At 69.8% G+C, this 13,499-nt stretch carries 13 protein-coding genes and 4 pseudogenes; 7 read left to right on the forward strand and 10 right to left on the reverse strand.

Going from position 1 to position 13,499, the window contains the following annotated elements; translation table 11 throughout:
• Positions 1–5: 5 nt before the first annotated feature.
• Together J2728_RS22195 and J2728_RS22200 are read right to left on the reverse strand one after the other, a co-directional pair.
• Positions 6–1,010: pseudogene (locus J2728_RS22195) on the reverse strand (methyl-accepting chemotaxis protein); the annotation flags it as partial.
• A 132-nt stretch (positions 1,011–1,142) separates the two neighbouring features.
• A pseudogene (locus J2728_RS22200) lies at positions 1,143–1,892 on the reverse strand (HAMP domain-containing protein); the annotation flags it as partial.
• A 225-nt stretch (positions 1,893–2,117) separates the two neighbouring features.
• Between J2728_RS22200 and J2728_RS01495 the strand changes: the two are divergent.
• Positions 2,118–2,768: a CerR family C-terminal domain-containing protein gene (locus J2728_RS01495; RefSeq protein WP_309995447.1), complete on the forward strand. Its 651-nt coding sequence runs from the start codon at positions 2,118–2,120 to the stop codon at positions 2,766–2,768.
• A gap of 38 nt (positions 2,769–2,806) precedes the next feature.
• Here the strand turns inward: J2728_RS01495 and J2728_RS01500 are convergent, their stop codons facing one another.
• The 5 genes and pseudogenes from J2728_RS01500 to prmC all read right to left on the reverse strand — a co-directional run bounded on the left by J2728_RS01500 (position 2,807) and on the right by prmC (position 6,626).
• Positions 2,807–3,142, reverse strand: a complete 336-nt coding sequence (locus J2728_RS01500; protein WP_404979712.1) for a response regulator — start codon at positions 3,140–3,142, stop codon at positions 2,807–2,809.
• A gap of 10 nt (positions 3,143–3,152) precedes the next feature.
• The gene (locus J2728_RS01505; protein WP_309995451.1) at positions 3,153–4,205 is read right to left on the reverse strand and encodes a sensor histidine kinase; all 1,053 of its coding nucleotides are present in this window, start codon (positions 4,203–4,205) and stop codon (positions 3,153–3,155) included.
• A 172-nt stretch (positions 4,206–4,377) separates the two neighbouring features.
• On the reverse strand, positions 4,378–5,511 hold the full coding sequence (locus tag J2728_RS01510) for a DUF4167 domain-containing protein (protein WP_309995453.1): 1,134 nt from the start codon (positions 5,509–5,511) through the stop codon (positions 4,378–4,380).
• Positions 5,508–5,719 (reverse strand): annotated as a pseudogene (locus tag J2728_RS22205) (hypothetical protein). Before J2728_RS22205 ends, J2728_RS01510 begins: the two are co-directional and overlap by 4 nt.
• Positions 5,720–5,756: 37 nt before the next feature.
• Positions 5,757–6,626, reverse strand: a complete 870-nt coding sequence (gene prmC, locus J2728_RS01515) for a peptide chain release factor N(5)-glutamine methyltransferase (protein ID WP_309995455.1) — start codon at positions 6,624–6,626, stop codon at positions 5,757–5,759.
• A gap of 86 nt (positions 6,627–6,712) precedes the next feature.
• On the opposite strand from prmC, the gene J2728_RS01520 reads away from it, so the two are divergent.
• A complete protein-coding gene (locus tag J2728_RS01520) occupies positions 6,713–6,859 on the forward strand; it encodes a type II toxin-antitoxin system ParD family antitoxin (protein WP_309995457.1) in 147 nt (48 codons plus the stop codon).
• 126 nt (positions 6,860–6,985) lie between these two features.
• Here J2728_RS01520 and J2728_RS01525 read toward each other — a convergent pair whose 3' ends face one another.
• Positions 6,986–7,747, reverse strand: coding sequence for an MOSC domain-containing protein (locus J2728_RS01525; RefSeq protein WP_309995459.1), 762 nt, complete (start codon positions 7,745–7,747; stop codon positions 6,986–6,988).
• A 116-nt stretch (positions 7,748–7,863) separates the two neighbouring features.
• Here J2728_RS01525 and J2728_RS01530 point away from each other — a divergent pair, with 116 nt between their 5' ends.
• Positions 7,864–9,075 carry a YihY/virulence factor BrkB family protein gene (locus J2728_RS01530; protein WP_309995461.1) on the forward strand — a complete coding sequence of 404 codons (1,212 nt, stop codon included), beginning with the start codon at positions 7,864–7,866 and terminating at the stop codon, positions 9,073–9,075.
• Here the strand turns inward: J2728_RS01530 and J2728_RS01535 are convergent.
• Positions 9,072–9,596: a methyltransferase domain-containing protein gene (locus J2728_RS01535; RefSeq protein WP_309995463.1), complete on the reverse strand. Its 525-nt coding sequence runs from the start codon at positions 9,594–9,596 to the stop codon at positions 9,072–9,074. The genes J2728_RS01530 and J2728_RS01535 overlap by 4 nt on opposite strands.
• Before the next feature lie 93 nt (positions 9,597–9,689).
• On the opposite strand from J2728_RS01535, the gene J2728_RS01540 reads away from it, so the two are divergent.
• The 3 genes and pseudogenes from J2728_RS01540 to J2728_RS22210 all read left to right on the forward strand — a co-directional run.
• On the forward strand, positions 9,690–10,232 hold the full coding sequence (locus J2728_RS01540) for a GNAT family N-acetyltransferase (protein ID WP_309995465.1): 543 nt from the start codon (positions 9,690–9,692) through the stop codon (positions 10,230–10,232).
• A gap of 81 nt (positions 10,233–10,313) precedes the next feature.
• Complete coding sequence (locus J2728_RS01545) at positions 10,314–11,099, forward strand: DUF3108 domain-containing protein (protein ID WP_309995467.1); 786 nt, start codon at positions 10,314–10,316, stop codon at positions 11,097–11,099.
• Positions 11,100–11,111: 12 nt separating this feature from the next.
• Positions 11,112–11,229: pseudogene (locus J2728_RS22210) on the forward strand (hypothetical protein); the annotation flags it as partial.
• Positions 11,230–11,259: 30 nt separating this feature from the next.
• On the opposite strand, the gene J2728_RS01550 reads toward J2728_RS22210, so the two are convergent.
• Positions 11,260–12,642 carry an aminotransferase-like domain-containing protein gene (locus tag J2728_RS01550; RefSeq protein WP_309995468.1) on the reverse strand — a complete coding sequence of 461 codons (1,383 nt, stop codon included), beginning with the start codon at positions 12,640–12,642 and terminating at the stop codon, positions 11,260–11,262.
• 108 nt (positions 12,643–12,750) lie between these two features.
• Here J2728_RS01550 and J2728_RS01555 point away from each other — a divergent pair, with 108 nt between their 5' ends.
• Entirely contained in the window at positions 12,751–13,425 is a 675-nt protein-coding gene (locus J2728_RS01555) for a LysE family translocator (protein ID WP_309995470.1), read from the forward strand.
• Positions 13,426–13,499: the final 74 nt, after the last annotated feature.

Raw genomic sequence — 13,499 nt, forward strand, 5'->3', positions numbered from 1 at the left:
CGGGGTCAGGCGGCCGCCGAGGCGCTCGCGAAGGCGGCGGCGCGCTGCTGAGCCTCGGCCACGGTCAGTCCGCCCGAAGCGCCGGGCCGACTGGCCGGAGCCTGAGTCGCGGCGCCCTTGCTCAGGTTGAAGCGCGCCACCAGGCTGGCCAGCTTCCCCGTCTCGCCGCGCAGGTTCGAGACGGCGGCGGTGGCCTCCTCGACCATGGCCGCGTTCTGCTGGGTGACCTGGTCCATCTGGTTCACCGCCTGGTTCACCTGGTTGAGGCCGGTGGCCTGCTCCTGGGACGACTGGGCGATCCCGGAGATCAGCCCGTCGATCTGGGCGACCTTGGAGACGATGTCGCTGAGCGCCTTCTCGGTCTCGCCCACCAGCTGGACGCCGCGCGAGACGTGGGCCGAGCTGCCGGCGATCAGCTCCTTGATCTCCTTGGCGGCCTCGGCCGAGCGCTGGGCCAGGGCCCGGACCTCCTGGGCGACCACCGCGAAGCCCTTGCCGGCCTCGCCCGCCCGGGCCGCCTCGACCCCGGCGTTCAGAGCCAGCAGGTTTGTCTGGAAGGCGATCTCGTCGATCACGCTGATGATGCTGTTGATCTGGGTCGAGCTCTGCTCGATCTCGACCATGGCCGAGACGGCGTCGCGCATGACCTTGCCCGAGCTGGAGGCGTCCCGCGTGGCCTGGGCGGCGGCGTCGGAGGCCTGGCGCGCGCCTTCGGCGCTGGTCCGGACCGTGGCCGTGATCTGGTCCAGAGCCGCGGCGGTCTCCTCCAGATTGGCGGCCTGCTGCTCGGTGCGGCGCGACAGGTCGTTGGACGCCACGGCGATCTCCTCGGAGCCGCCTCGGATGCCGCTGGTCGATTCCGAGATCGAGGCCATGGCGCCGCGCAGGCTTTCCACGGCCGCGTTGAAGTCGGCCTTGATCTGGGCGTACTGGCCCAGGAAGTCCGCTTCGATCTGGGCGGTCAGATCACCCTCGGCCAGGCGGCTGAGGCTGGCGGCCAGCGCCTTGACGACCATCTCCTGTTCGGCCTCGTGGGCGCGGCGCTGCTCGTCGGCCCGACCGCTGGCGACATCGGCTTCCGCCTTCAGGCGCTCGGCGTCGGCGGCCAGCGCCCGCGCCTTCAGTCCGTTATCCTTAAAGATCTGGACGGCCTGGGACATCAAGCCGACCTCGTCGCGACGCCCCTGCCCCGTCACCGCGACGTCCAGATCGCCGCCGGCCAGCCGCGCCATGTCGCCGGCCAGGGCCTTCAGCGGCCGGGTAATCGCCGTGGTCGACATCCAGAGGGCCGCGCCGATCGCGGCCACCACGGCCAGGCCCGAGACGATCAGCAGACTCCACGCCGTCTTGCCGGTGGCGTCGCTGAGGGCGCCGGACTCCTCGACGACGCTGTCGACGCTCCCATCCAGCATCTTGGAATTCAGCGCCGTGTAGTCCGCGACGATCGGAACAGCCCGTTCCAGAGCCGCGCTCGCCTCGGCCTGGCGCCCCTGCTGGACCAGCGCGAGCGCGGTGTCCATGGCGGCCGTGGCGCGCGCCAGCTTGCTTCTCAGCTCCGGAAAGCTGGCCGCCTGGCTGGGCAGGGCCTTCGCCGCCTTCTCCAGATTGTTGGACGCCCCGCTCCGCGCCACCCTGTAGCTCTCGATCGCCTCGGCCGCGTGCGCGGGGTTGGAACCGAGAACACCGAGCGCCGTCGAATAGCTCATCTGGCTGACCGAGCGGTTGGCGCGGGCCAGCGCCACCTGCCCAGGCCCGCGCACGTCGGTCATGACCGAATAGCCGCTGTCGACCTTCACGATCCGCTGGGCGCCATAGCCGGCCATCCCGAGACAGATCACCGCCAGGGCGATCACGAGAATTGAGATCTTCGTGCCGATTTTCAAGTTTTCCAAAGCGCGTACTCAGCCCCCACAGACGCGCCGGCATCGCCTCGGGGTCGAGCCGTCCCGTGCGCGCGATATGCAAAACTGATGTTTTGCATATCGGGTTAATATTCCATTGCCCCTACGTCACGCAGACCCCTCCAAACCCGAAATAGGCCACTCCAACGCGCCCTGCGGCCCGGGCGAGCGAAGGGCCATTTGACTTTCGGCAAGGGCTCAGAACATCGTTCGGCGATGAGACGGAGGTCCGAAGATAGCCAGCGCGAGGACGCGGCCCAGACGCGCGCCCGCCTGGTGGACGCTGGGGTGAAGGTGTTCGCGCGTCACACCTACGAATCGGCCAGCGTCCGCGACATCGCCGCCCAGGCCGGTGTCACCGTCGCCATGGTGGGCTATCACTTCAAGGGCAAGGAAGGCCTCTACCTGGCCGCCGCGGAGCACATCGCCGAGCGGGCGCTGAAGTTGATCGGCCCAGCCCAGGTCAAGGCGCGCGAAGTCCTGGCGAGCGGCGCGGCGGATCGCCCGGCTCTGATCGAAGCGACCGGCGATGTCCTGCGCGCGCTGCTGGAGGCTCGCAGCGAAGACGGCAGCCTGGACTGGGCGCGCATCCTGCTACGAGAGCAGATGCATCCGTCTCGGGCCGTCGACATACTGCACGAGCGGCTGACCGAGCCGTACATGACGGTTCTGGCGGCCTTGCTGGCGGCGCTCGACGGCCGCGCGCCGGAGCGTCGCGACATGATCCGCGCTTTCTCGTTGATGGGGCAGGCGATCATTTTCCGCAACGCGCGCCACGCCTCGATCAAGCTCTTGGGAGGCGAGGAAAGGAGCCAGGCCGATTACGACGAGATGATGCGCCTGATGGAGCGACAACTGCGGGACTGACGCGGCGCGCCGCTCGCCAGCGTCGAGACGAGGCGGCCCTAGCCCAGGACCTGGAGGATACGGGCCAACTGGCGGGGATCGATCGGCTTGGAGAGGATGGGGACGTCGCGCAGATCCGGTCGCACGCCCTGCTCGCCGTAGCCGGTGACGAAGGCGAACGGCACGCCGCGCGAGCGCAGCATCTCGGCGGTCTCGAAAGAGGTCTCTCCGTCGCCCAGGTTCACGTCCAGCAGGGCGAAGTCGAACACCTCGTCCTCCACGGCTCGGACGGCCGCGCGCGCCGAGGCGGCCGGGCCGACAACCCGGTACCCCAGGTCGCCCAACAGGTCCTCGACCAGCATCGCCACGAACAGCTCATCCTCGACGACGAGGATCCGAAGCGGATCAGGCCGCGCCGCTGATGAAACGGTTTGACTGGCCAGTGCGGGCAAGCTCCGCGTCGATCTCGCAGATGACACCCGCCGGTCGGTAGTCGAGAGCGACAGACCCGCCAAGCTCCCGCGCCAACCCGCCGGTGATAAGACGGGTGCCGAAACCCTGACGCGTCGGCTCGGTGACAGGCGGCCCATCGGTTTCCTCCCAGCGCAGTTGCAGTCGCTCGCCAGGCGCGCTCTCGGTCCGCCTCCAGGTCAGGCGCACCTGCCCATCGGGGTGAGAAAGCGCGCCGTACTTGGCGGCGTTGGTCATCAGTTCGTGCAGCGCCATGGACAGAGCCAAGGTCGCCTTCGGCGCCAGCCGCACCACGGGGCCGTCGACGCGGAACCGTTCCACCTCGCCGTGGGCGGCCACCACCGCGTCGACGATGTCGCCCAGATCGGCGCCGTCCCAGCTCTCGCGGGTCAGGATGTCATGCCCTTGCGCCAGCGCCAGAAGACGACAGGTCAGGCTCTCCCGAGCCCCCTCCAGGTCGTCGGCGTTGCGGAGCGTCTGTCCAGCCACGGACTGCACCGTGGCCAAGGTGTTCTTCACCCGGTGGTTCAGCTCGTTGATCATCAGCCGCTGCAGCTCCTCGGCGCGGCGGCGATCGGTGACGTCCCGCATGACGCCGGTGAAGAAGCGGTGCTCGCCGTCGCGCCATTCGGCGATCGACAGCTCCAGGGGAAAGGTCGTCCCGTCGCTACGCCGGCCGCTGACCTCGCGGCCTATGCCGATGATCCGGCGCTCGCCCGTGCCGCGGTAGCGCTCCAGATAGCCGTCGTGCTCGCCGTGATAGGGCTCTGGCATCAGCCGATTGACGTTCTGGCCGATCATGTCGGCCGCCGAATAGCCAAACAGGCGCTCGGCGGCGGGATTGAACGCCTCGATCCGTCCGCGTTCGTCGATGACGACGATGGCGTCGACCGCCGTATCGACGATGGCGCGATAGCGCGCGTCATCGGCGGCGGCGGCGCGCCGTCCAGCGAAAGGTCCAGGGGTAAGCTTACGCGCTCCGGCCATTGTCGGCTCCGCCCTGTTGGTGATTTGGACCCTATCTTGGAAGTCGGCGCCTCGCCAGGGCCTGTCGGACCGTCGGTGACGCTTCCCCCGAGACGGATCGACGCAGACAAGCCGCCAAAAGAAAAGGGAGCCGCTTTCACGGCTCCCTTCACATGGATCGATCCTCGAAGGATCAGCTTTCGTCGGAGCCGGCGGCCGCCGGAGCCGCCTCGCCGGCCTCGAAGCTGCGCGGGGCGCGGCGGCGGCGGGGCTTCTTGACCTCTTCGCCTTCGGCCGAGGCCTCCGGCGCGGGGGCGGAGGCGGGGGCGGGTTCGGCGACCCGTTCGGTCTTGCGGCCGAGGAACGCCGGGGCGTGGCTGACGGCGCCGTCCTGGCCACGCAGCAGGGGCGAGCCCTCGCTGGCCGGGGCCTCGGCGGTCAGGGGCGAGGCTTCCGGCTCGATCACGGCCAGCGGATCGCGCTCGCCGCGCGGCTGCCAGTCGCGATCGCGGCCGCGGCGGCGGCGGCTCTCGCGGAATTCGCCCTGCCCCTCGCCTTGCGGCTGCTCGCCCTCGGCGGCGGGACGGTCGTCGCGCGGACGGTCGTCGCGGGGGCGATCGTCACGCGGGCGATCATCACGGGGACGATCGTCGCGGTCGCGGAAGCGGTCTTCGCGGGGGCGGTCGTCACGGGGGCGGTCGTCGCGAGGACGGTCGTCGCGAGGACGGTCGTCACGGGAACGATCATCACGGGGGCGGTCGTCGCGGTTGCGATCGCGATCGTCGCGGTCGCGCCAGCGGTCGCGGCGGCCTTCGCCGTCGCGGCCGCGGTCGTCGCGCGGACGGTCATCGCGGTTGCGGTCCCGATCCCGGTTGCGATCGCGGTCGCGGCTTTCGAAGCGGTCGCGGCGTTGCTCGCCGCCCTCGCCCTCGGCGCCTTCGCCCTGAGCCTGGCCGTCGGCCGGGGTCTCGCCGACCTCCGGCTCTTCCGGCGGCTCGGCCTCGAAGTCGATCTCGTAGGCGGCGTAGACGTCCTTGCCGACGATGTCCGCGACCGGACGATTCGGCTGGATCGCGCGCAGGACGCGGAAATAATGCTCGGCGTGCTGGAGATAGTTTTCCGCGAGCACCCGGTCGCCGGACGACGAGGCGTCGCGAGCCAGCTGCTGGTACTTCTCGTAGACGCTCTGGGCCGCGCCGCGCACCTTCACGCCTTCCGGACCGTTCGAATCGAACGCGCGGTTAGCGTTGTGCTGCTGAGGCTTGCCGCCGTTGCCGCCGCGATTGTTGCGGCCGCGTTGGCGCTTCATGCCTTTGAAATCTCTCATGTTCTCTTCTGGACCTGTCCGGAGGGTCAGTCTTGAGGCTGGCGCATCCGGCCTTGTTGGTCTCTGGGCGGGTCGAACCCTGTTCGTTTCAGAGACACTGGTTTCCGTAGAGCCCCCGCCCTGCTCTTTGCGGCGCGGCGACCGGCGGACCGGGCGCGCCTGCCGAGGGGGTGTCGCGAGCGCTCGACGCGCTAACTTTTCCCGTCACCCGGCGATCTGGAAGGAGACATGACTCGTCTAACGGTTCACGCCCCGGTTTCCAAGGGATTTTTCACCCCGGTCACCACACGGTCGTGCGTCGACAGATCCTTGACCGTCCGGACACCTTGCGCGCCGGCGGCTTTGAACAGCGCCTCGACCGCCTTGGACTGGTCGTAGCCGATCTCCACCGCGAACATGCCGCCGGGCTTCAGCACCCGCAGGATCTCGGGCGCCAGCAGGCGGTAGGCCTCCAGGCCGTCCTCGCCGCCGTCCAGGGCCAGACGCGGTTCGTGGTCGCGAACCTCCGGCTCCAGGGTCTCGATCACGGCCGAGGGGATGTAGGGCGGGTTGGAGACCACGAGGTCGAAGCTGGCGTCGGCCAGGCCCGCCGTCCAGTCGCCGTGCATCAGGGCCGCGCGGTTGTTCAAATCCAGGTTGGCGGCGTTGTCGCGGGCCACGGCCAGGGCTTCGCTGGAGGCGTCGACGCCCAGCCCCTTGGCCGCCGGCCGCTCGGCCAGCACCGCCAAGAGGATCGTGCCCGAGCCGACGCCCAGATCCAGCATCGAGAACGGCATGGCCTCGGGGAAGGCCTTCAGCACCTCATCGACGATGACCTCGGTCTCGGGACGCGGGGTCAGGACGTTCTTGTTCACCTGCAGCAGGATCTTCCAGAAGCCCTTGCGGCCGATGATGTGGCTGACCGGCTCGCGGCGGGCGCGGCGGGCCAGGAACTCGTCGAGCATCGCGGCCTGCTCGGCGGTGAGCTCGCGATAGGGATCGGTGACGATCTCGGTGCGGGTGACGCCGGCGGCGACCTCCAGCATCAGGCGCGCGTCGATCGACGGCTGATCGATGCCGGCGTCCTTCAGACGATCCTTGGCGGCGGTCCAGGCTTTGACGAGGGTCTGGGTCATGGGCGGGGATTTAGCGCGTCGGCGGCCGGGAGGCGAGGTGTGTTTACGGCTCGGACGAGCTATCTTGGCGGCCCGGAGGATGTCCAATGGATCAACAGGCGAAAGACGCGGTGTACGAGGCGAAGCTGGCTAGGCTTAGAGCGGCGATCCAGGAAGGTCTGGACATCGGGCCGGCCGAAGAGTTTGACCTCGATGCGCTCATCGCCGAAATGCACGCGCTTCATCCCGAGTAAAATCTGCACGTCATCCCGCGACTTGTTCGCGGGACCCATTTGTCCGCCGCATGGGCGGAGCGGGGCGGCTCCTCACGTGTAAGCTGAACCATGGGTCCCGCGCATGAAGCGCGGGATGACGGGGGTTTAATTCACGACCACCCCATCCCCCTCGCCCACCGCGCCGCCGGCCGTCACGGTCAGGTAGATGCCGCAGAACATGTGGCCGTAGTGGTCGAACAGCGCCTTGACGAGGTCGGCGTCGCGCTCGCCCGTGTCGGGATCGACGTGGGTGGCGGCGCAGCGGACGATGGGCTTGAGGACCTGGGCGGTCGCCCCGCCGATCGTCAGCGTCCGGCCGGTCCAGTCGTTCTCGACCCAGGCCGGCCAGCCCTCGACATAGAGGTTGGCGCGGAAGCGAAGGGGATCGAGCTCACGGCCCACGCGCTGGGAAAGGTCGCGGACGCTGGCCAGGTTCACGATGGAGACGAAGCCGGACTTGCTGTCCATGAACCGGTGCGCGCCGGGACCTTCGATGAGCCGGAGGGGCCCCGAGGCGTCCTCGCCCAGAAAGTTCGCCAGCCAGGTCTCGAACGCCGCGCGACCACCCGGATCGCGCAGGTCGCCGGCGAAGTCCGGCTGCCCCTCGGCCTTGGCGGAAAGCACGCCGCTGGCCTCGTCGTAGGCGGTGCGCGCCCGCGCCACGGCCGGGATCTTGGCCAGGACCGTGAACTTCATCTTCGAAAGGTGCGCGGGCGCCGCCGGATCAAAACCGCTGGGCCCATCCTCGACCGCGTAGAGCCGATCGCAGGGAAAGCACGCCCCCGCCTCCAACGTGACCGAGGTCAGCCGCTCGGGCGTGAAGCCCTTGATGGGGTGGCGATAGAGCGAGGCGATCTTGGCGTCCATGGCGCGGCACCATCCGGCCCGACTCGCTCCATGGCAAGGCTTGGCTGGCCCAAGGCTGGCCCCGGGGCTGGAACGGAGCGGCGCGATCGGGGTTGTTGCAGGCTCGGAGGCGCTCCATGCCCGACGCGAAGCCGCGTCCGATCCTGTCCTGGCTGAAGTCGCGGCCCTATCACCTGGCGCCGTGGATCGTGCTGCTGGCCGCCGCGCCGTTCGCCCTGCCCCGCAAGCGGGTGGAGACCGAGCTGGTCGATCCGCCAGGCCTTTCCGAGGACCGGGCGATGCCGCCGCACGAATTCGACGCCGCCGAGCCGCGCCGAGGCCGCGCCGCGCGGCATCCCGCGCGCATCCCCCCGCTGGGCTGGCGCGACATCGTCTGGCGGACCTGGCGCGAGATCACCGTCGACCGACTTCCCGCCGTCGCGGGGGGCGTGACCTTCTACACCCTGCTGGCCTTGTTCCCGGCCATCGGCGCATTCGTCTCGCTGTACGGCCTGTTCGCTGACGTGCGGACGGTCGAGCAGCAGCTGCGCGACATGGCCGGCGTCTTCCCCCCGTCGGTGGTCAAGATCGTCGGCGAGCAGATGCTGCGCCTAGCCAGCCAGGGCGAGGCCAAGCTGGGCGTCGCGTTCGCCTTTTCCCTGCTGCTGTCGATCTGGAGCGCCAACGCCAGCATGCGCGCGCTCTTCGACGGGCTGAACGTCGCCTATGACGAGGAGGAGAAGCGCCACATCGTCCGGCGCACCCTGCTCAGCTACGCCTTCACCGTCTGCGCCCTCGTTTACGCGGCGGCGGTGTCGGCGGTGCTGATCGTCACGCCGTGGCTGCTGAAGGCCGCCCGGCTGTCGGCCCTGGAGGGCTTCTGGGCGCCGATCCGCTGGTTGATCGTGCTGGTCATGACCGCCGCCGCCTTCGCCGTGCTCTACCGCTTCGCCCCCAGCCGGGCGCGAGCCCGCTGGCGCTGGGTCTGGATCGGGGCCGCGACGGCCTCGGCGGGGTGGTTGGTCGGATCGCTGGGCTTTTCGGTCTATGTCAACCAGATCGCCCATTACGACGCGATCTACGGACCGCTGGGCGCGATCATCGCCTTCATGGTCTGGGTCTGGTTCTCGATCATGGCGATCCTGATCGGCGCCGAGCTGAACGCCGAGATCGAGCACCAGACCGCCGTCGACTCCACGACCGGGCCGGAGCGGCCGATGGGCGAGCGCGGCGCGGCCATGGCCGACACGGTTGGCCTGGCCTTCCACCCCTGGGAGTTCATCCGCCGCGAGGCCGGCGCGGTGAAGCGCATGACCGGCGGGGCCTGGCGGAAGGTGCGTCGACGCTAGAGCTGGATCCGGGACGGCTTGATGGCCCGCAGCGCGAACTTGAAGGTCTCGCCGTTGTCCTGGCTGAAGGCCAGGTCGTAGTCGGCCTGGTAGATGGCGCGATAGTCGGTCAGCGCGGTGATCCCGATCTGGGCGTATTGCGGCTGCTGCAGGAAGATCAGGGTCTCGGGCTGGATGACCCGCGTGTGGCCCGGATCGCCCCACGCCCAGCGCGAGGTCACGGACGGACAGGTGGCGCACAGCAGGCCGTCTGGCTTCAGGATGCGCCAGAACTCGCTGAACTGGGCGAAGAAGAACCGCCAGTCGCCCTGCTGGCCGGTATGCTCCAGCACCTCGTAGGCGTGGATCTCGTCGAATTGGTCGTCGGCGAACGGATAGGGCAGCACATTGAGGTCGTGGACGACGTCGGCGCCGGCGTTGGGATCGATGTCGAGCGTGGTCAACTCGGTCCAGTCGGGGCTGGACATGGATCCCACGCGCTTGTCACGGCGATTGCCGCAGCCGATCAGAAGCTCCGGCATCGTTTCCCCCAACGCCATCGAACACAGATCGCGAGGCTAGACGATTCTCGCGTGGCTTGGCTTGTCCCGCGCGCGCCGGCTACAAATCGCGTCATGTCGCCCGCCCTTGTCCCCGCCCTCGCCCCCGTCCAAGACGCCGAACTCGCCGACATCGTCGCCCTGGTGAACTCGGCCTATCGCGGCGCGCTGGCGACCCGGGGCTGGACCAGCGAGAGCGATCTTCTGGGCGGCCAGCGCACGGACGAGGAGACCCTGCGCGCCGATCTAGCCGCCAAGCCGGGCGCGGCGATCCTGACCTTCCGCGACGGCCCCGAGGACAAGCCCCACGCCTGCGCCTGGGTCGAGCCCACCGACGGCGAGGCGTGGTACGTTGGCATGGTCACCGTCTCGCCGCTCCGCCAGGACGGCGGCCTGGGTCGCGCCATGCTCGAGGCCTGCGAGGCCCATGCCAAGGCGCGCGGCGGCCGGCGGATGCGGATGACCGTCATCTCGGTGCGCGACACGCTGATCGCCTGGTACCAGCGCCGCGGCTACCAGCTGACAGGCGAGACCCAGCCCTTCCCCTATGGCGACGAGCGCTTCGGCCAGCCCCAGCGCGACGACCTGGCGTTCGTGGTGCTGGAGAAGACGCTCTAAAGCCCCGCATTACCGAAGCTTAAGTAGCCCCTCGCCGCGCGGCGCCGTCACATGTCGACGCTTTCCGCCGAGGGGTTTTCCATGTCATTCCCACACCGCGCCGCCGCCAGCGTCGCGCTCGCCGTCGCGCTCGTCGCGTCGGCCGCTAGCTCCGCCGCCTGGGTCGCGCCGACGCCTGTGTCGGTTGGCCAGGCCCTGGCGCGGTTCGACAAGCTCAAGCCGGCCACGCATCGCTATCTGCGCTATCGCCAGATGGGCGACACCATCACCCCCCTGGACGTCTGGACGCGCGAGATCCGCATCGAGCCCGACGCGGCCGGGGTCAAGCGCCTGCATATCGTCCAGCACTGGGACGGGTCGACGCCGGGGACGGTCAAGACCCTCGACTCCTGGTTCGAGCTCGGGACCTTCCGCCCGTTCAGCCACCAGCGCAGCACCACGGGTAAGGACGGCCAGACCAAGATCGAGGGCTTCGACTTCAAGCCCGACCGGATCGTCGGCCTCAAGGACCTGCCCGGCAACGCCCAGGCCGCCTACGACATGGCCTCGCCCCAGCCGGCCTTCAATTTCGAGACCGACATGGAGACGCTGCAAGCCCTGCCGCTGGCGGCGGGATACGAGGCGGAGATCGTCTTCCACCATCCGGGCGGCGAGGCGCCCGCGCCCTACCGCTTCAAGGTGACGGGCTCGGAGACCCTGACCAGCTCGGCGGGTGGCAAGGTCGACTGCTGGGTGGTGACCACCGACTACAATCACCCCGAATGGGCGCCGGCCCGCTTCTGGCTGGCCAAGGACAGCCAGGTGGTGGTCAAGGTCGTCTCGCCCGCGCCGGACGGGTCGATCTGGGTGAAGACGCTGCTCTGGTAAGGGCGATAGCCGCGCCCCCTCCGTCACGATGCGTATCCGCATCGCGCCACCTCCCCCGCTTCGCGAGGGAGGAGGAAGCTCCTCCTCACCCGTAGCGCAGCGTGCGGGGGAGGTGGCGCGGCGCCGATAGGCGACGTGACGGAGGGGGCGCTTCCCCGCCTCAGATCACCGCCCGCGACCGCTCGCCGACCTCGCTGGACAGCGCGCCGGCCACGATCTCCAGGCCCTGACGCAGCCTCGCGCGGTCGGGCGTCGCGCCCAGGCAGACGCGGACGCCGGTGACGAGGCCGGGCGTGACGATCGGGGCGTCGGGCGGGGTGACCTCGGCGCCGCCGCGCAGGGCGCGGCCGGCCAGGCGCTCGGCCTCCAGCTCGCTCATCGGCAGCCAGACGTGCGGGGCGCTGTCCGAGCGCGGCGGCTCGATCGCGGGTCCCAGGATTTCCCGCGCCAGGGACAGGCGCGCGGCCGCTTCCTCGCGCACCTCGGCGACGATCTGGTCGGCCGCGCCGTCCTCGATCCACTGGGTCGCGACCAGGCCGCCAAAGCCCGAGGGCGCGTAGGTCAGAGCCCGCACCGCCTCCAGCACCCGCTCGAACGCGGCCTGGTCGGGCGCCACGAGAAAGCCCCCGCGCAGGCCCGGCCCCAGGGTCTTGGAGACGCCCGAAACGTGAAAGGTCCGCTCCGGCGCCAGCAGGGCCAGCGGCGGCGGCGCGTCGGGGGCGTAGGCGCCGTAGATATCGTCCTCGATGATCGTCAGGTCGAGGCGACGGGCGACGGCGGCGATCGCCTCCCGCCGCGACACGCTCATGACCCGGCCCGTGGGGTTCTGCAGCGTGGGAATGACCGACAGCACCCGCGCGCCGGTCGCCTTGGCGGCGGCCTCCAGGGCGTCAGGCGCCAAGCCTTCCTCGTCCAGCGCCACGCCCTGAAGCCGCAGGCCCATATGGGCCGCCAGCGCCTTGACGCCATTGTAGGTCGAGGCCTCGCACAGCACGGTGTCGCCGGCCCGGGCGACCGCGCCCATGGCCAGGGCCAGGCCTTGCTGGGCGCCATTGCAGCAGACCAGCCGCGACCACTCGGCGCCCTCGTAGCCCCCGAAGCGTTGGAGCCATAGCGCCCCCGCCCGTCGCTGGGCCTCGTGCCCAGCCGCCGGGGCGTAGGCGAGATGCTCCAACAGGTCCGGCCGGCGGCGAAGCCGCGCCAGGGCCTCGGCGATGCGGCTGGCGGCGGGTCCGGCCGGCGCGATGTTCTGGGCCAGGTTGATCGGCCCCTCGCGCGTCGGCGCGCGGTGATCGGCCGGCGCGTTGACGAAGCTGCCGCGGCCGACATGGGCGCTGACCAGCCCCGCCTTCTCGGCCTCGACATAGGCCCGGGTGACGGTGCCGAGGCCAATCCCCAGGCGGTAGGCCAGGTCCCGTTGCGGCGGCAGCCGCGCCCCCGCCGCCAGCGCGCCGGACACGATATCGGCCCGCAGCGCCGAAACCAGCCGCTCATAGAGCGGGCCCTCGCCGTCGGGAATGCGGGGCGTCCAAGCCGAAACCACGCGAAGCCTCCGTTATTGTCATGATGACAATATGCAATTTGACTCCCGATACAATGGAAATCATCACGGTGACATTCTATCCTCCAAGGTCGAGACAAAGAGGTCACGATGACTCTGGAATTGCTACTCGCCTACGTCCTGTTCTGCTTCGCCACGGCCGGCACGCCGGGCCCGAACAACATGATGTTGCTAGCCTCGGGCGCGAACTTCGGCTTCCGCCGCACGGTGCTGCACATCCTGGGGATCAGCTGCGGCCTGGGCTTCATGGTGCTGTGCATGGGCTTTGGGCTGGGCGGCGTGTTCAAGGCCTTCCCCGTGCTGCACGAGATCCTGCGCTGGGTCGGGGCGGCCTACATGCTGTGGCTGGCCTGGAAGATCGGGACTTCCCACACCATCAGCGATCGCGAGGCCGCCAGCCGGCCGATGACCTTCCTGCAGGCCGCCGCCTTCCAGTGGGTCAATCCGAAAGCCTGGGCCATGGCCCTGGGCGCGGTGACGACCTACGCGCCCGAGGGCGGCTCGTGGACGATCGTGCCGCTTCTGGCCGGGACCTTCATGCTGGTCGGCGCGCCGTGCAGCGCGGCCTGGGCGGGGTTTGGCCAGGGGCTTCGCCCCTTCCTGGACCGCCCCGCGGTCCTGCGGACCTTCAACGTGACCATGGCGGTGCTGCTGGTGATCTCGCTGCTCCCGATGGTCCTCGACCATGGCAAGCCGCCGGCGTTCATGGCGCAAGACCTGCCGATCGCCGCGCCGCCGATCGTCGTGACGCCCTGGCGGGGCTGAGGCTCGACGCCAAAAGAAAAGGGCCGGCCCCTTTCGGAGCCGGCCCTCTGACTAACGACCCGAAGGTCGGCGGT

It is taken from the genome of Caulobacter segnis (assembly GCF_031454995.1).
Classification (GTDB): domain Bacteria; phylum Pseudomonadota; class Alphaproteobacteria; order Caulobacterales; family Caulobacteraceae; genus Caulobacter; species Caulobacter segnis_E.